At 71.3% G+C, this 25152-nt stretch carries 21 protein-coding genes; 17 read left to right on the top strand and 4 right to left on the bottom strand.

Going from position 1 to position 25152, the window contains the following annotated elements; genetic code table 11:
* The first annotated feature begins 220 nt into the window (after positions 1-220).
* The 3 genes from ACIBEF_RS23535 to ACIBEF_RS23525 are packed head-to-tail and all read left to right on the top strand — an operon-like array spanning position 221 to position 3501.
* Positions 221-2104, top strand: a complete 1884-nt coding sequence (locus ACIBEF_RS23535) for a sigma-70 family RNA polymerase sigma factor (RefSeq protein WP_396795311.1) — start codon at positions 221-223, stop codon at positions 2102-2104.
* A 14-nt stretch (positions 2105-2118) separates the two neighbouring features.
* Positions 2119-2778: a DUF305 domain-containing protein gene (locus tag ACIBEF_RS23530; protein WP_396795310.1), complete on the top strand. Its 660-nt coding sequence runs from the start codon at positions 2119-2121 to the stop codon at positions 2776-2778.
* Positions 2779-2802: 24 nt separating this feature from the next.
* Positions 2803-3501 (top strand): hypothetical protein, encoded by a 699-nt coding sequence (locus tag ACIBEF_RS23525; RefSeq protein ID WP_396795309.1) that lies wholly within the window; start codon positions 2803-2805, stop codon positions 3499-3501.
* A gap of 10 nt (positions 3502-3511) precedes the next feature.
* Here the strand turns inward: ACIBEF_RS23525 and ACIBEF_RS23520 are convergent, their stop codons facing one another.
* Complete coding sequence (locus tag ACIBEF_RS23520; protein ID WP_396795308.1) at positions 3512-4072, bottom strand: GNAT family N-acetyltransferase; 561 nt, start codon at positions 4070-4072, stop codon at positions 3512-3514.
* 81 nt (positions 4073-4153) lie between these two features.
* Between ACIBEF_RS23520 and ACIBEF_RS23515 the strand changes: the two genes are divergently transcribed.
* From ACIBEF_RS23515 to ACIBEF_RS23450, 14 genes are all read left to right on the top strand, one after another.
* Positions 4154-4864 carry a siderophore-interacting protein gene (locus ACIBEF_RS23515; protein ID WP_393217664.1) on the top strand — a complete coding sequence of 237 codons (711 nt, stop codon included), beginning with the start codon at positions 4154-4156 and terminating at the stop codon, positions 4862-4864.
* A complete protein-coding gene (locus ACIBEF_RS23510; RefSeq protein WP_396795307.1) occupies positions 4861-6132 on the top strand; it encodes an MFS transporter in 1272 nt (423 codons plus the stop codon). Before ACIBEF_RS23515 ends, ACIBEF_RS23510 begins: the two co-directional genes overlap by 4 nt.
* Entirely contained in the window at positions 6129-7631 is a 1503-nt protein-coding gene (locus ACIBEF_RS23505) for an MFS transporter (protein WP_396795306.1), read from the top strand. Before ACIBEF_RS23510 ends, ACIBEF_RS23505 begins: the two co-directional genes overlap by 4 nt.
* 46 nt (positions 7632-7677) lie before the next feature.
* A complete protein-coding gene (locus ACIBEF_RS23500; protein WP_396795305.1) occupies positions 7678-8847 on the top strand; it encodes an acetyl-CoA carboxylase biotin carboxylase subunit family protein in 1170 nt (389 codons plus the stop codon).
* Entirely contained in the window at positions 8844-10472 is a 1629-nt protein-coding gene (locus tag ACIBEF_RS23495) for an IucA/IucC family protein (RefSeq protein ID WP_396795304.1), read from the top strand. Before ACIBEF_RS23500 ends, ACIBEF_RS23495 begins: the two co-directional genes overlap by 4 nt.
* On the top strand, positions 10469-12067 hold the full coding sequence (locus tag ACIBEF_RS23490; protein ID WP_396795303.1) for an IucA/IucC family protein: 1599 nt from the start codon (positions 10469-10471) through the stop codon (positions 12065-12067). The genes ACIBEF_RS23495 and ACIBEF_RS23490 overlap by 4 nt, the downstream gene beginning before the upstream one ends.
* Complete coding sequence (locus ACIBEF_RS23485) at positions 12064-13209, top strand: alanine racemase (protein WP_396795302.1); 1146 nt, start codon at positions 12064-12066, stop codon at positions 13207-13209. Before ACIBEF_RS23490 ends, ACIBEF_RS23485 begins: the two co-directional genes overlap by 4 nt.
* Positions 13210-13420: 211 nt before the next feature.
* On the top strand, positions 13421-14701 hold the full coding sequence (locus ACIBEF_RS23480) for a cellulose binding domain-containing protein (RefSeq protein ID WP_396795301.1): 1281 nt from the start codon (positions 13421-13423) through the stop codon (positions 14699-14701).
* A 132-nt stretch (positions 14702-14833) separates the two neighbouring features.
* Positions 14834-15952: a sensor histidine kinase gene (locus ACIBEF_RS23475; protein WP_396795300.1), complete on the top strand. Its 1119-nt coding sequence runs from the start codon at positions 14834-14836 to the stop codon at positions 15950-15952.
* A complete protein-coding gene (locus tag ACIBEF_RS23470; RefSeq protein WP_396795299.1) occupies positions 15949-16608 on the top strand; it encodes a response regulator in 660 nt (219 codons plus the stop codon). The genes ACIBEF_RS23475 and ACIBEF_RS23470 overlap by 4 nt, the downstream gene beginning before the upstream one ends.
* Before the next feature lie 105 nt (positions 16609-16713).
* Positions 16714-18789, top strand: coding sequence for a multicopper oxidase family protein (locus ACIBEF_RS23465; protein WP_396795298.1), 2076 nt, complete (start codon positions 16714-16716; stop codon positions 18787-18789).
* Positions 18790-18876: 87 nt separating this feature from the next.
* A complete protein-coding gene (gene ahcY, locus ACIBEF_RS23460) occupies positions 18877-20322 on the top strand; it encodes an adenosylhomocysteinase (protein ID WP_396795297.1) in 1446 nt (481 codons plus the stop codon).
* A gap of 14 nt (positions 20323-20336) precedes the next feature.
* Positions 20337-21314, top strand: a complete 978-nt coding sequence (locus ACIBEF_RS23455; RefSeq protein WP_396795296.1) for a carbohydrate kinase family protein — start codon at positions 20337-20339, stop codon at positions 21312-21314.
* 56 nt (positions 21315-21370) lie between these two features.
* Positions 21371-22294 (top strand): hypothetical protein, encoded by a 924-nt coding sequence (locus tag ACIBEF_RS23450; protein ID WP_396795295.1) that lies wholly within the window; start codon positions 21371-21373, stop codon positions 22292-22294.
* Between the two features lie 24 nt (positions 22295-22318).
* Here ACIBEF_RS23450 and ACIBEF_RS23445 read toward each other — a convergent pair whose 3' ends face one another.
* From ACIBEF_RS23445 to pgsB, 3 genes are read right to left on the bottom strand one after another with little or no spacing between them, the layout of a single operon-like run.
* The gene (locus ACIBEF_RS23445; protein ID WP_396795294.1) at positions 22319-23365 is read right to left on the bottom strand and encodes an NlpC/P60 family protein; all 1047 of its coding nucleotides are present in this window, start codon (positions 23363-23365) and stop codon (positions 22319-22321) included.
* Positions 23366-23390: 25 nt separating this feature from the next.
* Positions 23391-23876, bottom strand: a complete 486-nt coding sequence (locus ACIBEF_RS23440; protein ID WP_355005071.1) for a poly-gamma-glutamate biosynthesis protein PgsC/CapC — start codon at positions 23874-23876, stop codon at positions 23391-23393.
* Positions 23873-25150: a poly-gamma-glutamate synthase PgsB gene (pgsB, locus tag ACIBEF_RS23435; RefSeq protein WP_396795293.1), complete on the bottom strand. Its 1278-nt coding sequence runs from the start codon at positions 25148-25150 to the stop codon at positions 23873-23875. Before pgsB ends, ACIBEF_RS23440 begins: the two co-directional genes overlap by 4 nt.
* Positions 25151-25152: the final 2 nt, after the last annotated feature.

Below are 25152 nucleotides of genomic sequence, written 5' to 3'. Positions count from 1 at the left end.
GTGTCCTGTTGCGCGGGCGAGCGCCCGGCGACACCGACACCCCGCACCATACCCGCCGCGGCCGACACATATGCGCCGCCGACGGACCCGCCTCGCTTGTGGCGGACCGACCGCCCGGGAATTCTGTAATCCCACCCGCTGCCACGAGTCTCCGATCTTGAGGGCGGTCAGCACAACCAGCGTGGGCGCCGCGCCGATGAGCACCAAAGGAGTGAGACCCATGTCGTCAGCCGGTCGAGCACTGCCCGATGTCGGGTTGGTCGTCGCGGCCCGGCAGGGCGACCAGCGCGCACTCGACGACGTCGTCGCGGCCTCGCTCCCGCTGGTCTACAACATCGTCGGGCGTGCGCTGCGCGGGCACGCCGACGTCGACGACGTCGTCCAGGAGACGTTGGTACGGGTGATCCGGTACCTGCCCGCGCTCAACGACCCGGCGGCATACCGGTCCTGGCTGGTGGCGATCACCATCCGCCAGGTGCGTGACTGGGAGACGCGCCGTCGTGTCGCGCTCAACCGGGATGCCGGGCTGGATGCCATCCACAACGTGCCCGACCCCGCCTCCGACTTCGCGGGGATGACCATCCTCCGGCTCGGCCTCACCGACCAACGGCGCGAGGTCGCCGAGGCGACCCGCTGGCTCGACCCGGACGACCAGGAACTGCTCTCGCTGTGGTGGCTGGAGGAGACCGGCGAGATCGACCGGAACGAGGTCGCCGACGCGCTCGGGTTGTCGCCCGGGCACGTCGCGGTGCGGATCCACCGGATGAAGGAGCAGATCCAGAGCGCCAGGGGCGTCGTACGCGCGCTTCGCGCCCGCCCCGGCTGCCCGGACCTGGGCGCCGTGACCGCCGAGTGGGACGGCACGCCCAGCTCGCTGTGGCGCAAGCGACTGGCCCGACACGTCCGTGACTGCGCGTTCTGCGGACGGCTGGGAACCACCCTCCTGCCGATCGATCGACTGCTCGCCGGCATGCCGTTGCTGCCGCTGCCGGCGGGTCTCGGCGCCCACCTGCCGAGCGCTGCCGCCCCGGCAGCCGCCGCGCAGGCGGTCCCGCCGCCCGGCGCGACCGCCGCACCCGCCGCCGCACCGACGGCACCCGGCGCGGTGCCCACGGACGGGGGCGGCGGCCCGAGCGTCGTCGACCTCGCGGTGAACCGGCCCCGTGGCCTAGTGCCGTCCCTCGCCGCCGGTGTGGCCGCCGCCGTCCTGGCCATCACCATGGCGGTGGTGATCCAGCCGGACGACCCCTCCGCGCCCTCGTGGGCGGCGCCGCCGTCCGCCGCGCCCACCGCCGTCGCCACCCCGAGCGCCGCGCCCTCGCCGAGCGCACGCCCCTCGTCGAAGGCTCCGGTAGCGCCGGCGGTCAGCTCCGCCCGCAAGGGTGTCGGGGTGTGGAACTTCGCCGGGGCGAGTCAGGCGTTGGCGAACTCCAAAGCCAGCTGGTACTACACCTGGGGCACCCAGCACCCGGGGATCAGCACGCCGCGCGGTGCGACGTTCGTGCCGATGATCCGCAGCGCGGAGAACGTCACCGCCGCGGAGCTGGCCCGGGCCAGGGCCGCCGGGCCGTACCTGCTCACCTTCAACGAGCCGGACATGCCCGAGCAGGCGAACATGACCGTCGAGCAGGCGTTGGACCTGTGGCCGCAGCTGATGGCGACGGGCAGCAAGCTGGGCAGCCCGGCGGTCGCCTGGGGTGGGTCGGACCCGCAGGGTTGGCTGGACAGGTTCATGACCGGCGCCCAGGCCCGCGGCCACCGGGTGGACTTCATCACGCTGCACTGGTTCGGCGCCGACTTCACGACCGCCGCCGCGGTGGCCCAACTCCGGCAGTATCTCCAGGCCGTCTACCAGCGGTACCGGAAGCCGATCTGGCTGACCGAGTTCGCGCTGATCCGCTTCGCCGGGGGCGGTCCGCAGTTCCCCAGTCAGCAGCAGCAGGCGGCCTTCCTCACCGCGGCCACCGCCATGCTCGGTCAACTCCCCTATCTGCAGCGCTACGCCTGGTTCGGGCTGCCCGCCACGGACAAGGACCGGTCCGGACTGTTCAGCGACGGCGCCGAGGCGACAGTGGTCGGCCGCGCGTTCCAAGCCGCCCGTTGAGCACCGACGAACGGATGGACGAGCAGAGCATGACGGAGCGCCGAGGTTCTCGCGTACGGGCCGGGCGGCTGGTCGGCGTCGTCGCGACCCTGGTCGCCACGGCGGTGGCCGTCGGGCTCAGCCAGGGCTGGGGCCGCACCAACCCGGCACCAACGGCGTCGACGGTGGCAGCGTCGTCGGCCGCTGCGGCACCGACCGCCCCGGTGGTGCTCAACGGCACCGACGACGCCTTCATCCAACTGCTGATCCCGATGAACGAGGGCGCGCTCGCGCTGATCGACCAGCTCGACACCCGCCCGGCGGACCCGTCGTTGCGGGCCCTCCTCGGCGAGGTCCGGAAGGCTCATCAGGCGGAGTTGCGCGACCTGCGGAGGCTCCTGGCCGCGGGCAACGTGCCGGAGCTGAACATCCACGAGGGGCATCAGATGCCCGGCATGGTCACCCAGGCCAGCCTCGCCGAGCTACGTGCCGCATCCGACACGGAGGTGTCGTCCCGGGCGGCCGGTCTGATCCGGGCGCACCTCGCGCAGACCGTGGTGCTGTGCCGGGGCGAGCAGACCGCCGGGGGGAGCCCGGAGCTGAAGGCGCTCGCCGGCCGGATCCAACAGGCGCGGGCCGCCGAGCTGAACACGCTGGACAACCGGCCCGGCGCGCCCGCCGCACCGGGCGGCTGAGCATGCGGCCCGGAGGTCCGGCCGATGCGGACGTCTGACCTGCACCTCGACGTCCACCCACAGTCCCGGGCGTCCCGTCCCGCCCACCGTGCCGTCTCGTTGGACGCCGTCCGCCCGGTGCGGCGCGCGACGCACCGGACCCGCAGCGCGTCCCTGCCCGAGGCGGTCGCCCCGATGCCGGTTGCCGGCTGGCGCGGCGGCCACCGGCGCGCCGCCGGCCGGGCCACCATCGTCGCCTCGGTCCTGACGGTCAGCTTCGGGTGGCTGATCGCCATCCTGGTCGCGCCGCACGTCACCCTCTCTCCGGGTGCGCGGATAGTCGCCCTCTTCTGCCACCTGACCTGTCTGGTGGTGGGTTTCGGCGCGGTGCTGACGGTGGACTGGTTCAGCCTTCGCTGGCTGCTGCGCCGGGAACCGCTCGGCACCGTGCTGACCGCCGCCCGTGGCGCTCACCTGCTCATCTGGCTGGGTCTGGTGGGTCTGCTCGCCAGTGGGGCCGCCCTCGGACCGGACACGTCGTCCGGGCTGGTCTGGGTCAAGTTGCTCGCGGTGCTGGTGGTCGGCGTCAACGGGTTGTTCCTCGGCCGGGTCCGGGATCGACTCGTGGCGGTGCAGGGCCGCCCATCCTGGTCCGCCCTGCTGCCCGGTGTCGCCGCCGCCACGATCTCGCAGCTCGCCTGGTGGACCGCGACCCTCGTCGGCTTCTGGAACGCCAACGGCTGACGGCCGGTGGTCAGGCCGGCGTCGGGTGCCTTTCCGCGAACCGGGCGCGGGTCAGGAACGCGAGTTGGGCCCGCTTGTCCGGCATGTCGATCTCGGAGTCGAAGGTGAAGCCCTCGATCTCCAGTCGGCGCAGGGCGAGGTGGTTGCGGACGTCCGGTTCCACCACGATGCGCTGTGCGGCCGGGTCGCGGAACAGGAAGCGGGCGATGGCCGGGCCGGCCGCGTTGGTGAGGCTGCGGGCGAGGCGTCGGTCGGGGCTGAGCAGCAGGTGCATCCCCACGTCGCCGGGCTGGACGGGGTAGCGCTCACCGACCGGGTCCGCCTCGGGCTGATAGCTCTGGAAGAGGCCGACCGGCTCCCCGTCAACCGTGATCAGGTACGCGTGGTGCGTTGGCAGACTGTCCACAAAGGCGTAGATCTCGCGTACCTCGTCGAGGGTGTGCGAACCCATGCCCCAGAAGGAGTTGCGGGGCATGGTCACCCAGCCGTGCAGGAGTGCGGCGTCCCGATCCGGGTCGACGGTCACCAACGACAGCTCGCCGAGACCGGCGATCTTCTCCTGGTACGTCATCGGGCGCTGTCCTCTGTTCCATCCGGGGCACAACTTAGGTTAACCTCCCCTAACCAAGGATGACCTTACCTGGAGGGGTGCGTGAAACGGAACTGGGAGGCCCTGGTCCTCAAGGCCATGGGAGGGCGGGACTTTCAGTTGACCGTCCTGGGCACCGAGTCAGTCGACGGGCACTACCAGCGACTCCTCCTGGACGGGGGCGGCCTGCTGGAGGCGTGCGGGGTGCACCCCACGATGTGGATCCGGCTGTGGTTCGACAACGACGGGCGCGCCCACCAACGCGCGTACACGCTGGTTGACCCCGACCCGGCCACCGGCCGATTCACCCTCGAATTCGCCATCCACGACGGCTGCGCCGCCCGCTGGGCCACCACGGCCACCGTCGGCGACACCATCAGCGCGACAGTGCAGGGCAGTGCCTTCGAGCTGCCCGACCCCGCGCCCGAGCACCTCTATCTGGTCGGTGACGCGGCCTCGCTGCCCGCGGTGAACAGCCTTCTCGACGCCGGTGCCGACATCCCGGCGACCGTGTGGCTGGAGTACGCCCACGAGGGCGAGAAGGCACTCGCGCTGCGGGCCCGGGCGCACCACGACATCACCTGGGTGCCGCGGCGCGACGAGGGTCAGCACCTCGTCGACACGGTCTGCGCGGCCCTGCCGACCAGCGGTGCGGGCCACTACTGGGTGGCCTGCGAGGCGGCAACCACCCGGGGCATCACCCGACACCTCCGCAAGACGTTGGGCGTCGACAAGGACCGGTTGACCTCCCTCGGCTACTGGAAAGCGGCATGAAGGGCCGGCTCGGCACCCTGACCGCGCTGTACGTCACCCAGTACCTCGGCGTCGGCTTCATCACCGTCGGGCTCACCGCCATCCTGCGCGACGGTGGCACCTCGCTGGACACGTTGGCGCTGTTGCAGATCGTCGGTCTCATCTGGCCCGTCAAGTTCCTCTGGGCACCGATCCTCGACCGGTACGGCTCACGGCACCGTGGCCACTACCGCTCCTGGTTGCTCGTACTCCAGACCGCTCTGGTGCTCGCCCTGCTGGCGTTGCTGCCCTTCGCCAGTCCGGCCGACGCGCTCGGCCCGATCGTCGCGATCTGCGCCGCGTACGTGTTCTTCTCGGCCACCCAGGACATCGCCGTGGACGCCGTGGCGGTCCGGATGCTGGCCGACTCGGCCCGGGGAACCGGCAACGGCATCCAGGTAGCGGCGAGCTACCTCGGCAACCTGCTCGGCGGCGGCGCCTGCGTCCTGGTCTACGACCAGTTCGGCTGGGCGCCGGCGATCGGCCTGCTGGTCGCGATGACGGCGGTCGGCCTGCTGGTGGTGTGGCGGTTCCGGGAGCCTCCCCGTACCGACCGGGTGGAACGGGTCGGCGCTGCCTACCGGGCGTTGCTGTCGGTGTTCGGCCAGCCGGGCTGCCGGTGGTGGACCTTCGGCGTGGTGCCGCTGGTCTACGTCGGGGCGGGCATGGCGTACGCCCTGGTCACCCCGGCGCTGGTCGACGCCGGGTGGTCGTTGGGTCGGATCGGCGTCGTCACCGGTGTGGTGACCAGCGTCCCGGCCATCGTGGCGGGCCTGGTGGCGGGGCTCGGGATCGGGCGGTTCGGGCGCGGTGGTGTGCTCGTGATCGGCGGCGTGACGCTGACGGTGTCGACATTGTTGCTGCTGCCGCTGATGAACGGCCGCGCGCCGCTGGGCGGGACGGTCGCCGCGCTCTGCTGCTTCATGGTGGCCTACACCATCGCCAACGTCGTGCTCTACACGGTGAACATGGACTACTCCCGGCCCGACACCGGCGGCACCGACTTCACTGTGCTGTCGTCGTTCGGCCTGGTCTGCTCGTTCGTGGCGGCGTCCATCGGTCTCGCGGCGGCCGACCGGGTCGGCTACCCGGCGGTCGCGGTCGCGGCCATCGTGCTGGTGGCCGCCGGCGTCGCCCTCGGCCTCGTCCACCAGCGGCGATTCCCGCACCGGCCCGGCCCCGCGGTCGGCCCGGCGGCCGAGCAGCCCTCCGAGCAGCCGGCGGTGGACGGCGTCAAGGCGGTGGCGTGACCACGGTCCAGCCGGCCACCGACACCGCGACATCGGCACGACTTCCCCAGCGATGGCTCATCCTGGCCGTGCTGTGCGTCGCGCAACTGGTCGTGGTGTTGGACAACACCGTGCTGACCGTGGCGGTGCCGGTGCTCACCACCGAGTTGGGCGCCAGCACCGCCGAGGTGCAATGGATGATCAACGCGTACGCGTTGGTGCTGTCCGGGTTGCTGCTCACCGCCGGTAGCGCCGCCGACCGGTACGGCCGACGCCGGATGCTGCTCGCCGGGCTGGTCCTGTTCGGGGTCGGCTCGCTCGCCGCCGGTCTGGCCAGCACCAGCGGGCAGTTGATCGCCGCGCGGGCCGGAATGGGCGTCGGTGGGGCGCTGCTGGTCACCGCGACGCTCGCGGTGGCGATGCAGGTCTTCGACGCCGCCGAGCGGTCCCGGGCGATCGGCATCTGGGCGGCCACCAGCGCGTTGGGCTTCGCCGTCGGGCCACCGATCGGCGGCACGATCCTCGCGCATCTGCCGTGGGGCGCGATCTTCCTGATGAACGTGCCGATCGTGCTGGTCTGCCTGCTCGTCGCTCGCGCGCTGGTCCCGGAGTCCCGCGGGCCGGCCGGCGGCCGACTCGACGTGCTGGGCGCGGTGCTCTCCACCGCCGGTCTGACCGCTGTCGTCTGGGCGATCATCTCCGGGCCGGAGCGCGGTTGGGCGTCGACCGAGGTGGTCGGCGCGGCGGTCGTCGGCGTACTCCTGCTCGGGATCTTCGTGGGGTGGGAGCGACGGATCGCGTACCCGATGCTGGACATGCGCTTCTTCCGGGACCGGCGCTTCGTCGGTGCGATCTGCGGCGTCGTGCTGATCACGTTCGGCGCAACCGGCGCGCTGTTCCTGCTCACCCAGCACCTCCAGTTCGTCAGGGGTTACCCCGCCTGGGAGGCCGGTCTGCGGATGGCGCCCTTCGCGCTGTCCATCGTGCTGCTCAACGTCAGTGGCGTCGTCGCGAGTGTGATCCGTCGGCTCGGCCTCGCGGTCGCCATCGCCGTTGGCATGACGCTGCTCGCGGCCGGTCTCGCGCTGGTCACCGTCTTTCCGTCCGACGGGTACGGGGTGCTGCTGGTCGGGTTGCTCGTCATGGGTGTCGGCTGCGCACTGGCCAACCCGGCCATCGTCGAGGCGGTGATGAGCGCGATCCCGACGGCGAAGGCCGGCGCGGGCGCGGGTGTCGACGGCACCATGACCGAGGTGGGCAGCAGCCTCGGCATCGCGGTGCTGGGTGCCGTGCTGAACGCCCGGTTCGCGGCGCTGTTGCCGGCTGCCCTGGCCGGCGCCGGGTCGTTTCCCGCGGCCCTCGCCGCAGCCCGTGGAGGAGCCGAGCGGGAGGTGGTGACCGCCGCCTTCGCCTCGGCACTGGAGACGGGGCAGTTGGTGGGCGCGGCTGCGGTGTTGATCGGTGGCCTGGTGGCCGCCGGGTTGCTACATAGGGCAGACCGCATCAAATCCGTCCAATAAGGGTAGGCTACCCTAATAGTGACATGTGGTAGTCGACGGAGGCGGTATGCAGCTGTACCTGACCGCGCTCAACCCCACCGACGCCCTCTTGGACGGGTTGCTCCCGGCGGCGGCGTCGCTCGGGCTGTCGGCGACCGTGCTGACCGACCGGCCCACCGAATGGCCGGCCGACGTGCCGGTGGCGCGCTGCGCCGTCCGCGACCCGGCCGCTGTGGTGGCGGCGGCGGCCCCCGCCCGGCCCCTGGCGCTACTGTCCAACAGCGACCATCTCCAGGAGGCCACCGCGATCGCCGCCCGAAAGCTCGGCCTGCCCGGCAAGGACCCGGACGCCGCCCGTCTCTGCAAGGACAAGGCCGCGGCCCGCCGGGCGATCGCCGCTGCGGGCCTCGATCTGGTACGCACCGTCACCGTCGACCCCGGTGCCACGCCGGACGTGCCAACCGGGATGTTCCCGGCGGTGGTCAAACCCCGCGAGGGGGTGGCCAGTGAGGACGCCTACCTGGTGACCGACCACGCCGAGCTGGTCGCCCGGGTCGCCGAGATCCGTGGCCGGCGGCCGGACGTGGCACTGGTGGTCGAGGAGTACCTCGCCGGTGAGCTGCGGACCTTCGAGACCCTCGGTGACGGCACCGAGCTGGCCTCCCTCGGCGGATGGCGCACCGGCCTCGGCCCGCCGCCGACCTTCACCGAGGAGAGCCTCGCCTGGTCGCCCCCGGCGGAGCAGGCACGCACCCAGTTACGGGAGCGGCTCGACGCCCTCGGGGTCGGCTTCGGCGCCTGCCACACCGAGTACGTCGTCTCCGACGGCCGGGTCCGGCTCATCGAGGTGAACTACCGCCTCATCGGCGACCGGATGGACCTGATCCTCGCCGACCTGCTCGGTGTGCCGTTGTTCGAGTACGTGATCCGGCTGCACCTCGGCGAACCGCTGGCCGCCCTCGGCCTGCCCGACACCGTCGACCGCCACGCCCGGGTCGAGTACGTCTGCGCGGACCGGTCCGGCCGTCTCGTCGCCGCACCGGGGCCCCTCGACACCGTCGACGGCGACGTCCGGCTGGGCTGCCGTCCGCTGCGCGAGGTGGGCCGCACCGCCGAGCACACCGGCACGAACCGCGACTACCTCGCCGTGCTGCACGGAATCGGCCCCGACGAGGCCACCGTCCGGCAGTCGCTGACCGCCCTCCGCGACAACCTCCAGTGGACCATCGTCGAGTGAGCGACGACTGTGAGCGGGAGGTCCTCGCCCGGGTGCTCGACGCCCTGCTGCGCGAGGATCACCTCGGTCTGCGCAGCGCCGGCCGAGCGGACGGCCCCGGCTGGTGGCAGGTGCCGCACCCCGACGGCCTGCTGCGCATTCCGGTCCGGCCGGACGGGTTTCAGCAGGCCCTGCGCAGCGCCGCGCCGATGGTGCTGCTGGTGACCCACGCCGGCGAAACGCAGCGCACGGAGACGCTGGACGGACTGTTGACGCTGCTCGCCCCGTACGACAACGCCGAGGCCGAGGCCGGCTGGCGGGACTTCGGCGTCGAGTGCCGCGCCGACCTGAGGGCCCGACGCCTCGCCGCCCGCAACCGGGCACGGGTGCTCACCGAGGTGGCCGCCGAACGCGCGCACACCCCGACCGGCCTGCCGGCGGCGCTCCTGGACGACGTGCTCGCCGCCCACCACGGCCACCCCGTCTACCCCACCGACCGCTGCCGGCACGGTCTCCGCGACGACGAACTGCTCCGGTACGCCCCGGAGCACGCCCCACGGTTCGCGCTGCGCTGGTACGCCGCCCCGGCCGACGACGTCCGACTCGCGGGCGAGTTGCCAGCGTGGTGGCCGAGGGCGCCGCGACCGGATCAGCTGCTGCTGCCAGCGCATCCGATCACGGTGGCCCGCGACGCGCTCCCGGTGGTCGACCTGCCGGTGACCCCGGTGCGACCCACCCTCTCCATGCGGACGGTGGCGCTCGACCACGACCCGTACCTGCATCTCAAACTGCCGCTGCCGACGGCGAGTCTCGGCGCGCGTAACCGACGCACGCTGCAACCGGGCTCGCTCACCGACGGCGCGGCCGTCGCCGGGCTGCTCGACCGGATCGCCACCGCCGAACCCCGCTTCGCCGGTCGGATCCGGCACGCCGACGAGAGCACCTGGGGGCACGTCGACGGCGACGAGCGCCGCGGTTTCCTGCTGCGCCGATTTCCGCGTGACCTGGGCGGCGTCCAGGTGGTGCCGGTCGCGGCCCTCGCCGCCGCCGACCCGGTGGCGGGTACGGTCCTCGAACGGATCAGTCCGCAGCGGCCCATCGCGCTGCTGGAGTCCTACCTGGACCTGCTGCTCGACTGGCACGTCTTCCTCTGGCTGCGCCAAGGGATCGCGCTGGAGGCGCACCCGCAGAACATCCACCTGCTGGTGCACCCGGACGGCACCGTCGGCCTGCTCTACAAGGACAACGACGGCGCCCGGCTCGACAGGCGACACGACGGCGGGAACGGGCTCGCCCTGCACGACGACCGGATGTGGGCGCGCGACCCGCACGAGTTGGCCGACGTGTTCATCACCATCACCCTGCACCTGGCCGCCGCCGCGCCAGTGGTCGCCCTGGCCGCCCGAGGACTGCCCGTGCCGACACCCGCCGAGGCGCTGGTGCCCCGCCTCGCCGCTGCCCGCGACCGGTGGGGCGACGGACCGGCGGCGCGGACCTTCACCGAGCGGGTCCTGCACGCCGCCAAGCTGCCCATCAAGGCGATGCTCACCGCCGGCACCCTGCTGCCCAAACAGCGGCTCGGCTGCGCCGACATCAACAAGTACTACCTGCGTACCGGCCCGAACTACCTCCGGGAGACACGATGACGAGCGCCCAGCTGCGCTCCCGGAAGGCCAGCGACACCGGTCAGCGCGCCGACCTGGCCGCCGCCCACGCCCTCTTCGGCTGCCTGCTGCGCGAGCTGACCCCGCCGGACGGCACCCCGACCGTTGTCGACGGCGCAGTACGGCTGCCACTGCGGCACCTCGACGTCACAGTGCGCTGTGCGGTCGCGCGAACCTCGCCGCTCGGCGCGCACCGCTACAGCGGCCCGGTCCAACGCGGCACGGGCGGCGGGCGGTGGGAAGACCTGGACGCGGACGGGTTGGCCGCCCTGGTCACGGCGGAACTCACCACCCGTACCGGCCTGGTCAACGACGAGTTCGCCGAGCAGGTCAGGGCCAGCCGCGACACCGTGGCCCGGCTGCTGGCCGACCGACCGGCCGAGGATCCGACCCCCACCGGTGAGCCTGCCATCGACGCGTACGTCGACTCCGAGCAGTCGCTGGTGTTCGGCCACCCGCACCACCCCACCCCGAAGTCGCGCAGCGGCGACCCAGACAGTTGGCGGGCGTACGCGCCGGAGCTGCGCACCGCGTTCCGGCTGCACTGGCTGGCCGTACCGGACGACCTGACCGCCGACGCCGGGCCGTTCGATCCGCTGGTGGCAGCGCTCGACCCGCCACGTCCCCCGCGCGGGTACCGCGTCCTACCGGTGCACCCCTGGCAGCTGTCGCTGATCCCGCCCACCCATCCACGGCTGCGTGACCTGGGGGCGGCTGGTGTGCCGGTACGACCCACGGCGAGCGTCCGTACCCTCTACGCCCCCGAGGCCGACCTGTTCGTGAAGACCAGCCTGCACGTGCGGATCACCAACTGTCTGCGCAAGAACGCCCGCTACGAGCTCACCGGAGCGGTGGCACTGACCGACCTGCTGGCCCGGGTGCCGCTGCCGGACGGGGTGGGGCTGCTCGCCGAGCCGGCCTACCGCACTGTCGACGTCCCGGGCCCGGACGAGGCGTACGGGACGATCCTGCGCGGCGGTCTGCGTCCGCACCTGCGTCCCGGCGACACCCCGGTGCTGGCGGCGGCTCTGGCCGCGACGCCGCTGGTGACATCGGATCCGGTGGCCTGGTGGCGCGCGTACGTCGGCCTGCTGGTGCCGGCGGTGCTGCGCAGCTGGCTCAGCCACGGCGTCGTGCACGAGGCGCACCTGCAGAACGTCGTCGTCGTGCTGGACCGGGATCACCATCCGGTACGCATGCTGCTGCGCGACCTGGAGGGGGTGAAGCTGGACGCCGACCGGTGGGACACCTGGCCGGACGGTGTCCCGGCGCCGGTCCGTTACGGTCCCCGGGCCGCCCACCGCCGGATCGTCTACTGCCTGTTCGTCAACCACCTCGGGGGGATCAGCGGGGCCCTCGCCGACGCGCGGCCGGGAATCGAACGGCGGCTGTGGCAGGAGGTACGCACCGTCGTCGAGGCGGTGGCCGCCGACCTCGGTGAGCCGGCGGAGCTGCGCGCGCTGCTGACCGGGGAACCGCTGCTGGCCAAGGCGAACCTGCTGGTCCGGTGGCGGCGTGACGCCGACCGGGCCGCGCCGTTCGTGCCGGTGCCGAACCCGATGGGTGGGCCACGATGAGCCGACCGGTCTACGTCCACGACCTCGACGCGCTGGCCGGGCAGGCCCGCGCCATCCGGGCGGCGCTGCCCCGGCCGGTCGAGCTGCTCTACGCGGTCAAGGCCAATCCGGATGCCGGTGTGCTGCGTACCCTCGCGCCGATCGTCGACGGGTTCGAGGCGGCCAGCCGGGGCGAGCTGCGCAGGCTGGCGGAGGTGTTGCCCGGACGGGCGCCCGCCGCGTACGCCGGACCGGGCAAGACCGACACGGACCTCGCCGCCGCTCTCGCCGCCGGGGTGCGCCGCATCCACGTCGAGTCCCCCACCGAGCTGGCGCGACTCGGCGCGCTGGCCACCGCGACGGGCCGGTCGGCCCAGGTGCTGCTGCGGGTGAACCTGCCCGTCGACGCGCCGGGCGCGAGCCTGGTCATGGGCGGTGGACCCAGCCCGTTCGGGATGGACCCGGCCGACGCGGTAGCGTGCGCCCGCCGCCCGCCCGCCGGCATCGACGTACGCGGAATCCACGCCCACTTGGCCAGCGGACTGGACGCACCGCTCGCCGCGACGGTCGCCGCGGCCGTGGTCGACTGGGCGGCGGCCGAGGTCGACGCCTCCGAGGTCGACGTCGGCGGCGGCATGACCGTCGACTACACCGACCCGGACGCGCGGTTCGACTGGGCGGGCTACGGCCAGGCCCTGGCGGACGTCCTCGACAGGCACCCGGGCGTGCGGCTGCGCATCGAGCCGGGCCGGTCGGTCACCGCCTACTGCGGGGCGTACCTCACCGAGGTCGTCGACGTGAAGCGTTCCTACGGCGAGTGGTTCGTGGTGGTGGCCGGTGGGACGCACCACCTACGGACTCCGGCGGCGAAGGGGCACGCGCAGCCGTTCACCGTGCACCCACGGTCGGGTGCCGGCGGCCCCCGCACCGACGGCGGGCCGGTCACCGTGGTCGGGCAACTCTGCACCCCGAAGGACGTGCTGTCCTTCTCGGCCACCGCGGGGCCGATCGGCGTGGGCGACGTGCTGGCCTTCACCATGGCCGGGGCGTACGCCTGGAACATCAGCCACCGTGACTTCCTGCTGCACGAGCCCCCACACTTTCGCACCGGTGACCTGCACGAAGTGGCCGTCGAGTGGGCGGCCCGGCCGCTCGGGACGTGAGCCCGGGAGGCTCGATCGGCGCGGTGTGTTATCGATAACATGCTATCTTTCACCCGGGAGTGAAGGGCACGCTCCCGGTCACCCGAGCCAGCGGCGAAGACGCGCCGAGGGGCCCGCCCCCTCCCGCCGCCTTCCCGGTCGGTGACCAGTCCGGGCCCCCGTCGATGCCAGGCGACCACTGTTGGTCGTCGAACGGCAAGGAGCCCCAGCAATGCTGAGACGTAAATTCTTTCTCCCATCCATCGCGGCCGCGGCGCTTGTTCTCGCGGCCACCACCGGCGGCGTGTTGAGCGGCGGCTTCGGTGCGACGGCGGTGGCCGCCACCAACGGCACCCTCGCGGCGACCGCCGGCTGCGGCAAGGCCCCCACGCTCGCCAGCGGGACGCGGACGATTCAGAGCAGCGGACAGAGTCGTACGTACAACCTGCGGATCCCGGACGGTTACGACCGGAACCGCCCCTACCGGCTGATCTTCGGCTTCCACTGGTTGAACGGCTCGGCCAACAACGTCACCTCGGCCGGTTACTACGGGCTCCAGCCGCTGTCGAACAACAGCGCGATCTTCGTCGCCCCGCAGGGTCTCAACGCCGGCTGGGCCAACACCAACGGTCGGGACCTCACCCTCTTCGACGACATCTCCCGGCAGGTCGAGAACGATCTGTGCGTGGACACCACCCAGCGCTTCGCCCTGGGCTGGAGCTACGGCGGAGCGATGAGTTACGCGGTGGCGTGCGCCCGGCCGACGATCATCCGTGCGGTCACCGTCATATCCGGCGCGAACCTCAGCGGGTGCAACGGGGGCACGCAGCCGGTCGCCTACTTCGGCATCCACGGCATCTACGACAGCGTGCTGAACATCTCCCAGGGTCGGCAACTGCGCGACACGTTCGTCCGGAACAACGGCTGCACCGCGCAGAGCCCACGGGAGCCGAGCCGAGGCAGCCTCACCCACATCACCACGACGTACGCGGGTTGCCGGGCCGGCTACCCGGTGCAGTGGGCGGCGTTCGATGGGGACCACACCCCGAGCCCGGTGGACGGTTCGGGCAGCCCCAACGACTCGCGGACCTGGACCTCGGGGGAAATCTGGAGGTTCTTCAGCCAGTTCGCGTCGACCACGCCGCCGACGACCGACCCGCCGACCGACCCGCCGACTGACCCGCCGACCACCCCGCCGACCGGGGGGCCCGGCACCTGCGCTGCCACCTACCGGACGACCAACACCTGGCCCGGCGGCTTCCAGGTCGAGGTGACAGTGGCCAACACCTCCACCGCGCCCCTGAACGGCTGGACCGTGGGCCTGACTCTGGCCAGTGGTCAGGCCATCAGCAGTCTGTGGAGTGGCGTCAACACGGGCACCACCGGCAGCGTCACAGTCAGAAACGCCGCCTACAACGGCACAGTCGGCCCGAACGCATCGACCACCTTCGGGTTCACCGCCACGGGCAACGGTGCCACCGCGCCCAGCAGCGTCACCTGCACCAGCCCCTGAGTTCGGCAGAGGGAGGGCCCGGAGCCGACCGGCTCCGGGCCCCGCGGCTGAGCCGACGGGCCTTTGCGGACAGTTCACGGTCGGGAAGGGCCCTTCGCTGACGGACCGTGCGCGCGTCGTACCGTTGCGGACATGAACCCGGCCGTCAGGCGAGTCGCGATCGATGCCCTCATCGCGGTCGTCGTCGCGGCCGTGGTGGCGGTGGCGATCCGGGTCGCCGACGAGCCCGGCGCCCGGCCGCCGGACGCGCGCGCCTACGCGATCGGCGCGGTGATCGGGCTGCTGCTGGTCTTCCGGCGCCGCTGGCCGCTGCTGGTGCTGGTCGGCTCGGTCACCGCGCTGATGATCTACTACGTCCTCGAGTACCCGGGCATCCCGCCCGCCCTCCCGCTGGCCGCCGCCCTCTTCTCGGTCGCGGCCGCCGGCCGGTTCACCTGGGCGCTCGTCGTCGCCGGGTTCTTCGTCGTCCTTGAGCTGATCATGCGGTACGCGCTGCTCGGCGAGGGTTTCTTTCCCGCTCTCTCGGCCACCCTCGAAGAGGGCTCGCTGCTCGCAGCGGTGGTGCTGCTCGCCGAGACGATCCGCACCCGCCGGGTCCGGCTGGCCGAGGCGCAGCACCGTCTCGCGGTGATGCGCCAGGAGCGTCAACACGAGGTCGCCGAGGAGCGGCTCCGCATCGCCCGCGAGGTCCACGACGTCCTCGGTCACACGATCGCCGCGATCAGTGTGCAGGCGAGCCTCGCCGACGACATCTTCGACAGCAAGCCGGCCGAGGCGCGGGCGGCGCTGCGGAGCATCCGGGGCGCGGCCCGTGACGCCATGCACGAGGTCCGCTCGGCGATCGGCATGCTCCGCGACGCCGGTGAGGTGCCCGATCTGGCGCGGGTCTTCGCGGTCGCCGAACAGGCCGGCGTGAAGGTGCGGTCGGGGATCGCGGGCACCCCGCGCCCGATTCCGCCGGAGGTGGCGCTCTCGGTCTACCGGATCGTGCAGGAGTCCATCACGAACACCGTCAGACACGCTGACGCGACGACCGTCGACGTCACGATCGCCTACGCGGGCGACGCCGTCACAGTGGAGATCGTCGACGACGGGGTCGGTTCCGGGGCTGGCCGGCGGGGGCACGGGGTGGCCGGCATGCGGGAACGGGCCACGGCCGCCGGCGGATCCCTTGAGGCCGGGCCCCGGCCGGAGGGTGGGGGGTTCCGGGTGGCCGCGCGGCTGCCGGTCGGGGTGGGGGAGACAGCGTGACGATCCGGTTGGTGCTGGCGGACGACCAGACGCTCGTGCGGGCCGGCTTCCGGGGCCTGCTCGACCACAGCGACGACCTGGAGGTGGTCGGTGAGGCGTCCAACGGCGCCCAGGCTGTCGAGATGGTCGCCGCGACCCGGCCGGACATCGTGCTGATGGACGTGCGAATGCCGGTGCTCGACGGCGTGCGGGCCACGGCGGCGATCGTCGAACGGTTCCCGGCCGTGCGGGTCATCGTCCTGACCACCTTCGAGCTCGACGAGTACGTGTTCGAGGCGCTGCGGGCCGGCGCGAGTGGCTTCCTGCTCAAGGACATCGAGCCCGACGAACTGCGCCAGGCGGTGCGGGTGGTGGCCGGCGGCGACATGCTGATCTCGCCGCGGGTGACGAGCCGGCTGGTGAACGCGTTCGTCAGCAAGGTCGCGCCGACGCCCGTCGACGGCGGCCGGCTGGCGGTGTTGACCGACCGCGAGCGCGAGGTGATGAGCCTGGTCGCCATCGGGCTGACGAACGAGGAGATCGGACGCCGGCTGTCGATGAGCCCGGCGACGGCCCGTACCCACGTCCACCGAGCCATGGTCAAGCTCCGCGTCCGTGACCGCGCGCAACTCGTCGTCCTCGCCTATCAGACGGGGCTCGTCGCGCCCGGCAGCTGACTACGGCCCTTGTTTCCCGTGCGCGGCGGGCTACGGCGATTCCCGTACGCACCGGCCGTTCCTCAGCGGATGCCACGCGGTACGCAGCCTTCGTACGTTGGCGTCATGTTCGAGGTCGGAGAGAACGCCGATGGGATCCTGGCCGGGGTCCTGTTCCTGATCTGGCTGTCCGCGGCCATCCTCGCCACGCGGCTGGCCTGGCGGCCGACACCCGGGGCGCTGCGTACGAGCGCCCGTCGGTTGCTGCGTCTGCTCGTCGCCGCGCTGGTGGTGCTGGTCGTCAAGTGCGTCGCGATGGGGCTGATGCTCGCCGTCGACTGGATCTTTGCCGACAACCGCGTGATCGTGCAGATGCCGCTCCTGCTGCTGCCGATGCTGACCGTCGCCCTCTGGACCGTGCCGGGCCTGCGCGCCCTGGCCGACCGCGACGACGCACCGGTCGACGCCGGGACGCGCTCCGCCGCCGCCGACCCTCGATTCGTCGTACCGGTCCAGGTGACGGCCGTGGCGACAGTGGTCGGCGTCTACGTCGCGTACGTGTCCCGTCCGGTCCCGTCCTACCTCGACGACATCGCGACCCACACCGCCCCGATCCTGCTGTCGGCGGTGGTGCTGTGGTTCTGGCAGGGGCGTCGCCTGCGGGTCGTCACCGCCACCGACTTCGCGCGCCGGGGCCGGCGGGCCCGCGCCCTGCGCGCCACCGCGCAGGGCGCCGTCGTGGTGCTGGTCGTCGCCACCGGCATCACCTACGCGGCGCAGAGCAGCAGGCTGCCCGACCGGATGAGCATGATGTCGCACGACAACGTCGACTACGGCGGAGGCCCGTCGTTCGGTCACGGCGGTCATGGCGGGGTCTCCGTCGACGACCTGCGTGGGCCGCGGACCGGCAAGCCCGACAGGGCCTTCACGCTGACCGCGAAGAACGCGACGGTACGGCTCTCGTCCGGCGCGGAGATCGAGGCGCTGACGTACAACGGACAGTCGCCCGGGCCGGAGCTGCGGGTCCGCGAGGGAGACCTCGTCGAGGTGACGCTGCACAACGAGATCCCCGACGAGAACGTGACCGTCCACTGGCACGGTCTCGACGTCCCCAACGGTGAGGACGGCGTGGCCGGCGCGACGCAGAACGCGGTGGGGCCGGGCGGCAGCTTCACCTACCGGTTCCTCGCCGAGCAGGTCGGCACCTTCTGGTACCACACCCACCAGAAGCCACTGGAGGCGATCAGGCGGGGCCTGTTCGGCGCGCTGATCGTCGAGCCGCGCGACGGCCCACCAGCCGGTGAGCGGGACTTCGTCGTGCAGGCCCACGAGTGGCGTACGCCGACCGACACGATCGTCTCGTTCGGCACGAGTGACACGCTGCAACGGCGGGAGGTCGCCCCGGGCACGCCGGTGCGGCTGCGTCTGGTCAACACCGACAACAACCCGTCCACCGACAGCCGTCCGCGGTCCCTGACGGTCAACGGCACACCGGTACGGGTGGAGGCGATCGACGGGGTCGACGTCAACGGTCCGACCCCGCTGACCGACCCGCTGTTCGGGCTGGCGACCGGTGGACGCTACGACGTGACGTTCACGATGCCGGCGGTTCCGGTGCGGCTGACGGACCTCGCCAACCGCGACGCCGGGCTGGTCCTGGCGCCACCGGGCGACACGTCGACGCCGAGGATCGTCGACGACGGGGACCGGTTCGACCCGCTGTCGTACGGCTCCGGCGGCTCGCGTCCCTTCGACGCCGGCTCGTCGTACGACCGCTCGTTCACCCAGCTCCTCGACGACCGGCTGTCCTTCTACGACGGGGGCCTGCACCTGGTGCCGATCATCAACGGGCACAGCTTTCCCGACACACCGACGCTCATGGTCCGGACGGACGACGTGGTCAAGGTGCGGATCGTCAACCGCAGTCACCAGAACCACCCGATGCATCTGCACGGCCATCACGCGTTGGTCCTGTCCCGCAACGGTGTCGACGCGACCGGGTCACCGTGGTGGATCGACAGCCTCGACGTGATTCCCGGCGAGATCTACGAGATCGGCTTCACGGCGGACAACCCGGGTCTCTGGATGGACCACTGCCACAACCTCGACCACGCGGCCAACGGCATGGTGATGCACCTCGCCTACGAGGGCGTGACGTCCCCCTACGAGCTGGGTCGTGGCACTCCCAACCAGCCGGAGTAGACGGACCCGTCGAGTCTTCCCCACCGAGCAAGTGCGCGGTTGAAGCGAACTCCATCGCTTCTCGACACTGGTGGGGGAGGTGCGGACATGACTGGTGACTTCAGCGATTTCAAGGTGGCGGATCTGTCGCTGGCAGCCTTCGGGCGTAAGGAGATCGAGCTGGCCGAGCACGAGATGCCGGGTCTGATGTCGATCCGGAGGGAGTTCGCCTCGCGGCAGCCGTTGAAGGGCGCACGGATTACCGGCTCGCTGCACATGACAATCCAGACGGCCGTGTTGATCGAGACGTTGGTGGCGCTCGGCGCGCAGGTCAGGTGGGCGTCCTGCAACATCTTCTCCACCCAGGACCACGCGGCGGCGGCGATCGTGGTCGGCCCGACCGGCACCCCGGACGCCCCGGCGGGTGCCCCGGTCTACGCCTGGAAGGGCGAATCCCTCGACGAGTACTGGTGGTGCACCCAGCAGGCGCTGCTCTGGCCGGACGGCCAGGGCCCGAACATGATCCTCGACGATGGTGGTGACGCCACGCTGCTGGTGCACAAGGGCGCCGAGTTCGAGGCGATCGGCGCGGTCCCGTCGCCGGAGAGCGCGGACTCCGAGGAGTACGAGGTCATCCTCGGTGTGTTGACGCGGTCGTTGCGCGAGGACAACCGCCGCTGGACGCGGCTCGCGGCCGGGATCAGGGGGGTGACCGAGGAGACCACCACGGGCGTGCACCGGCTGTACGAGATGCAGCAGGCAGGGAACCTGCTCTTCCCGGCGATCAACGTGAACGACTCGGTGACCAAGAGCAAGTTCGACAACAAGTACGGCTGCCGGCACTCGCTGATCGACGGGATCAACCGGGCCACCGATGTGCTGATCGGCGGGAAGGTCGCCGTGGTGTTCGGTTACGGCGACGTCGGCAAGGGCTGCGCCGAGAGTCTGCGTGGTCAGGGCGCGCGGGTCATCGTGACCGAGGTGGATCCGATCTGCGCCCTCCAGGCGGCGATGGACGGCTACCAGGTCGCAACCATCGACGACGTGGTCGAGACCGCGGACATCTTCGTGACCGCGACGGGCTGCTTCAGCGTGATCACCAACGAGCACATGGCGCGGATGAAGCACCAGGCCATCGTGGGAAACATCGGCCACTTCGACAACGAGATCGACATGGCAGGTCTCGCGAGACGCGACGATGTCGAGCGGATCACCGTGAAGCCGCAGGTGGATGAGTGGCGGTTCGCGGACGGCCACTCGATCATCGTGCTGTCCGAGGGTCGGCTGTTGAACCTGGGCAACGCCACCGGGCATCCGAGCTTCGTGATGTCGAACAGCTTCGCCAACCAGACCATCGCGCAGATCGAGCTGTTCACCAGGACCGACCAGTACCCGATCGGTGTCCACACCCTTCCCAAGCACCTGGACGAGAAGGTGGCCCGACTCCACCTCTCCGCGCTGGGTGTCCGCCTCACCGAACTGACGAAGGAACAAGCCAGCTACCTCGGCGTCCCGGTCGAAGGGCCCTACAAGCCCGACCACTACCGCTACTGAGAGGGCCCGTCCGCATGATCGCCGTGTCCGGCTCGATCGCGACCGACCACCTGATGCGCTTTCCGGGGCGGTTCGCCGAGCAACTCGTCGCCGGCAGCCTCGACACCGTGTCACTCTCGTTCCTCGTCGACGACCTGGTCGTCCGGCGCGGCGGGGTCGCCGCCAACATCGCCTTCGGGCTCGCCCAACTCGGGCACCGGCCGCTGCTGCTCGGCGCGGTCGGCGGTGACTTCGGCGACTACCGCAACTGGCTGGAGCGGCACGGGGTCGACTGCTCGGAGGTGCAGGTCAGCTCCATCGCCCACACCGCCCGGTTCATCTGCACCACCGACACCGACCTCTGCCAGATCGCCTCGTTCTATCCCGGCGCGATGGGCGAGCCCGACCGGATCAGCCTCGACGGTGTCGCCCAGCGTGCCGGAGGGCTCGGGCTCGTCATCGTCGCCGCGGAGAACCCGGACACGATGCTCGCCCGCGCCGCCGCCTGCCGTCGGCTGGGCCTGCCCTTCGCCGCCGACCCGTCACAGCAGTTGGCCCGGATGCCGTCGGCCGACATCGAGGCGATGATCGACGGCGCTCGCTACCTGTTGACGAACGAGTACGAGGCGGCGCTGCTGGAGTCGAAGACCGGGCTCAGCGAAGACGACATCCTGCGCCGCGTGGGCGTGCGGATCGTGACCCTGGGCGCCAACGGGGTACGGATCACCGGGCCGGACGGCGTCGTCCTGGTGCCGGCGGCCCGGGTGGGCGACATCGTCGACCCGACAGGTGTCGGCGACGGCTTCCGGGCCGGCTTTTTCGCCGCGCTCGCCGCAGACCTGCCCATCGAGCGGGCCGCGCAGGTCGGCTGTGTTCTGGCGGCGCACGTGTTGGAAGTCGAGGGTCCACAGGAATACCTGATCGACGCCGACGCTTTCGAGCGCCGCCTCGTCGAGTCCTACGGCCTCGACGTGGCGGTGGATGTGCGCGCGCTCGGGCTGGCCCGGGTCTGATCGGGCCAGCGGGCCAAGTCGGAAGGCGCCCGGGGTCGATCGGATAGCCTGCACGGGTGCGTACACCGCTTCCGGCCGCGGGTTCAACTCGCCGCGGACTGATCGCCGCGGCGACGCTGGCACTGCTCGTTTCGGGGGCGTGCGCCGACGCCAAGCCGACATCCGTTCAGCAGCGAGGGCCCGATCCCGAGGTGCTGATCGATGAGCTGACCGCCGGCCTCTCCCGGGACAACCCCTACCGTGACCCGGACACGGAGGAGCGGGCGGCGGCCCGGCGGGCAGCTCGGTCGCTGGTCACCGAGCCGAATGCCGCCAGCGACCTGGATCAGGTCTTCGGCGACCTCGGCTTCCGGGCCCATCATGGGACGGACCCGGTCACCGACCGGCCGTTCGCGCTCTACCTCGCCGATGGGTCGGACGATCGTTCCTGGGGCGCCGTGCTGGTGGACCGGGGCACCGCCCCGCGCACGGTGATCGAGGTGCCGCACCCCGGCTTCGACATCAACACGGAGAAGCTGGGCCTGGCCGTCTACCGGAAGACGCCGGCAAGCGTGCTGCTCGTCGCCGGGGCACACCGGCAGGCCGCCAACAGCAACGCGGACGTCGCCCACAACGACCGCTCGCTGTTCCACACCCTGGCGGCCGAGTTCGCCAGGAACGACCTCGACCAGATCCAACTGCACGGCTTCGCCGACCGGAACCTGCCCACGTCCGACGCGGTGGTGTCGACGGGGTCGGCTCCGGTGACCCCGGTGGCCCGCCGGATCGCGGACGGCCTCTCCGGGGCCGGGCTGAACGCCTGTCGGGCGTGGGTGCAGAAGTGCGGCCAGCTTGAGGGTAGGACCAACCAGCAGGGCCGGGCCGCGGCGGAGCTGGAAACGGTCTTCGTCCACCTGGAGCTGAGCTGGTCGGTCCGGCGGGACGCCGAGGCCCGTGGCCGTGTCGCGGACGTGCTCGCGGCGCAGCTTGTCGTGGCCTGACCCGTTGCAGGGTTGCCGTCGAGGTCAGATCCGGCGGGCCGTCCGCCAGCGCAGGGCCCAGTAGCCGGTGCCGTCCAGGATGGACTCGCCACCCAGGTCACCCATGGTCGGGCCGTTCGCGGTGGTACGGCTCGAGATGAACCTGTGGTGTCCCCGGTCGTCGACGCCGAGGTACATGCCGGAGTGCTCGATGTTCGCGCCCTGCACCGGCCCGGCGTTGAAGAACAGAAGATCGCCGGGGAGCAGCCGATCCAGCTCCCGGGCCCGCTTGCCGGTGTTCGGCATCAGCAGCGCCCCTGGTCCCACCGAGGCCATCGCGGTCGCCCGCCGGGGCAGGCCGGGGCCGGCGTTGTTCGTGCCGAGGAGCGGGTAGCCCATCCGGTAGCCGTAGACCATGCGCAGGAAGCCCGAGCAGTCCAGGCTGCGGATGTGCGACGCCGTCGGCTTCTCCTTCTTGTCGGGGAACTCCCACGACACACCGAGGTAGTCGTAGAAGTCGGAGTTCTCGGCGCGACCGTCCGGGTCGATGTCCGACAGAGGTCCGAAGGCGGCGTCGCCGGAGTACTGCCGGCCTTTCGCGTCCTTCTTCGGCACGGCGACGTAGGTGTACTCCCGGGCCACCGCCAGCACGTCGGGCGAGCGGTCGGTACGGGCCTTCCGGAACCAGTCGGTGAACCACTTCTCCTTCTCGGCACCCGCCCGCCACTCCCGTGGTGCCAGTCGTACCCAGAGCTCGGCGGGGACCTTGGCCTTGGTGAACCGCGACTCGGCGAACGTCCGCTTCGGGCCGCTGATGTGCACCGTGCGGGCACCGTCGGTCATGATCGCGACGGTATTGCCCTTGGCGTCGACCATCTGCGTCCGGTTCGGCGCGGTCAATCGTCGGTAGCTGTAGCCGGAGCCGCTGGTCACGGCGGCCTGCGCGGCCTGCGCGCCGAGGCTCAGCTCGATCGGATCCGCCGCGCTGTGCCGGGCGATGACGTACGCGAAGGTGCTGCCGCCACTCAGCAGAGCGAAGGCGGCGACGGTCATCAGCATGGCGCGGCTGCGGGAGTAAGTCCGGTAGTTCATGCCTATCCCTCGTCGGTGTGGGGCCTCAGGTGACCGGCACGAAGCCGGCCACGACGCCGCTGAACGCCACCCCGTAGGTGATGACGGTGACCATGACGGTGGCCAGCACTGTCGCCTTCGGCGGCTGGCGCACGAGCTGGTAGGCGATCAGCCCCGGTGCCACGAAGCCCAGGGTCTGGTGTGCGAAGAGCAGCGGCAGGTCCCGTTGGACGATCACGAACAGAGTCATCTGCAGGAGGACGCTGAGCAGGACGATCGCGGCGAAGAGGCGCTTGCCGTAGAGGATCACCATGCGCTGCATCAGCCGGGTGAGGGCGTAGGTGACGACGGTCATGACCACGATCACCGCAGCCTGGAGCGGGTCCTCGATCAGCGCGAGCGCGATCCAGCCCGGCGTGATCATCCCGCCGGGCGAGAGGTTCGTGGTCAGATAGCAGAGCAGCGCGAAGACCAGGCCGATGCCGAGGCACGCGGTGGCCAGCTGGGCGCTCAGTTCTCCTCCGAATGTCACCGGTAGGTCCTTCCCAGGAACACGGTCTCGCCGTCCACGGCGGAAGCGCGCGCGGTCGGCGGACGGAGCATCGATTCGGCACGACTGTGGTCCTGCGGTTCCCAGCTCGGCAGGGCGGCCAGCTCGTGCAGCAGCACCTCGCCCTGCCCGTGGATGTTCCCGACGGCGACGATGGAGGCGTCCTCCGCCGTCACCGCCATGACCTCGCTGATCAGCCGTTCCGACGGGAGCTTGCCGCCCAGGTCGACCACCCGGCTCTGCAACTCGGCGGGAACGTTGACCCTGGCGCTGCGGGTCATCTCACCGATCAGCACGATGCACTGCGGCTGTATCCGGCCGGCGAGCGTACCCATCTGCCCGTTCCGTTCCACCCGGTCCGGTCGACAGTTGATGACCATGGTCAACGGCTTGCTGATGAGCCGTTGCTTCTCCAGTTGCTCGATGTTCATGTACGTCGACTCCGGGTCGTTGGCGGCGAAGATGTTGGCGAAGCGGACGCGCTTGTCGCCGTACAGAACCCGGGCCACGGAGAGCACTCCCGGGTCGGGTGGGGCCGACCACATGCCGGTGAGCGCGCTGTGCCTGTCGACGCCGAGCTGTTCGGCAACGGCGAGTGCGATGGCCACGTTCTCCTTGAAGGTGATCCAGCCGAAGCCGGACATCTCCTGGTCGGTCACCGACTCGGGGTCGACCGCGATCAGTCGGCAGTTCCGTTTGGCTGCCTCCTGCTCCAGGATCGCCAGTCGGTCCTTCTCCGCGGTGATGCAGATGCCGTCCTCGGGCATCGACCGGCTCAGCGACCGGGCCACGTCGTCGAGGGTCGGCCCCATCTCGGCGAGGTGGTCCTCGCGGACGTTGCAGAGCACCCCGATGGTGGACCTGATGAGCTTGCTCTGGTTGATCTCCTGCAACGCCGGCATGACCGCCATGCACTCGATGACGAGCGAATCCGGGTGGTAGACGGCGGCCCGCCGGACGATGCCGATCTGCTCGACCACGTTGGCGATCCCGAACTTGCGGTGCACCGGCTCCTCGCTGGCATCCGGGAAGATGAACCTCGCGGCGGTTCCGGTGGTCTTGGCCACCACCACCTTGCCGCCGCCGCGCAGCGCACCCGCGCAGAGTCGTGTGATCGAACTCTTGCCACGGATCCCGTTGACCAGCACCCGGTGCGGGATGGTGTCGAGGTTGCGGTTGTGGTTCCGCTGCTCGATCACGCCGGCCACCAGGAGGGCGAGGCAGCAGAGGCTGTAGACGGTGTAGAGGTAGAACATGC

The sequence above is a fragment of the Micromonospora sp. NPDC050795 genome (genome assembly GCF_044456785.1).
Lineage (GTDB): Bacteria > Actinomycetota > Actinomycetes > Mycobacteriales > Micromonosporaceae > Micromonospora.
This window is presented reverse-complemented; position numbering and strand designations above follow the sequence as displayed.

Bases quoted from the DNA above. Each gene is read 5' to 3' on its own strand.
- ACIBEF_RS23535 (WP_396795311.1), top strand. From the start codon at position 221: ATGTCGTCAGCCGGTCGAGCACTGCCCGATGTCGGGTTGGTCGTCGCG.
- ACIBEF_RS23530 (WP_396795310.1), top strand. From the start codon at position 2,119: ATGGACGAGCAGAGCATGACGGAGCGCCGAGGTTCTCGCGTACGGGCC.
- ACIBEF_RS23525 (WP_396795309.1), top strand. From the start codon at position 2,803: ATGCGGACGTCTGACCTGCACCTCGACGTCCACCCACAGTCCCGGGCG.
- ACIBEF_RS23520 (WP_396795308.1), bottom strand. From the start codon at position 4,072: ATGACGTACCAGGAGAAGATCGCCGGTCTCGGCGAGCTGTCGTTGGTG.
- ACIBEF_RS23510 (WP_396795307.1), top strand. From the start codon at position 4,861: ATGAAGGGCCGGCTCGGCACCCTGACCGCGCTGTACGTCACCCAGTAC.
- ACIBEF_RS23500 (WP_396795305.1), top strand. From the start codon at position 7,678: ATGCAGCTGTACCTGACCGCGCTCAACCCCACCGACGCCCTCTTGGAC.
- ACIBEF_RS23490 (WP_396795303.1), top strand. From the start codon at position 10,469: ATGACGAGCGCCCAGCTGCGCTCCCGGAAGGCCAGCGACACCGGTCAG.
- ACIBEF_RS23485 (WP_396795302.1), top strand. From the start codon at position 12,064: ATGAGCCGACCGGTCTACGTCCACGACCTCGACGCGCTGGCCGGGCAG.
- ACIBEF_RS23480 (WP_396795301.1), top strand. From the start codon at position 13,421: ATGCTGAGACGTAAATTCTTTCTCCCATCCATCGCGGCCGCGGCGCTT.
- ACIBEF_RS23475 (WP_396795300.1), top strand. From the start codon at position 14,834: ATGAACCCGGCCGTCAGGCGAGTCGCGATCGATGCCCTCATCGCGGTC.
- ACIBEF_RS23465 (WP_396795298.1), top strand. From the start codon at position 16,714: ATGTTCGAGGTCGGAGAGAACGCCGATGGGATCCTGGCCGGGGTCCTG.
- ahcY (WP_396795297.1), top strand. From the start codon at position 18,877: ATGACTGGTGACTTCAGCGATTTCAAGGTGGCGGATCTGTCGCTGGCA.
- ACIBEF_RS23455 (WP_396795296.1), top strand. From the start codon at position 20,337: ATGATCGCCGTGTCCGGCTCGATCGCGACCGACCACCTGATGCGCTTT.
- ACIBEF_RS23445 (WP_396795294.1), bottom strand. From the start codon at position 23,365: ATGAACTACCGGACTTACTCCCGCAGCCGCGCCATGCTGATGACCGTC.
- pgsB (WP_396795293.1), bottom strand. From the start codon at position 25,150: ATGTTCTACCTCTACACCGTCTACAGCCTCTGCTGCCTCGCCCTCCTG.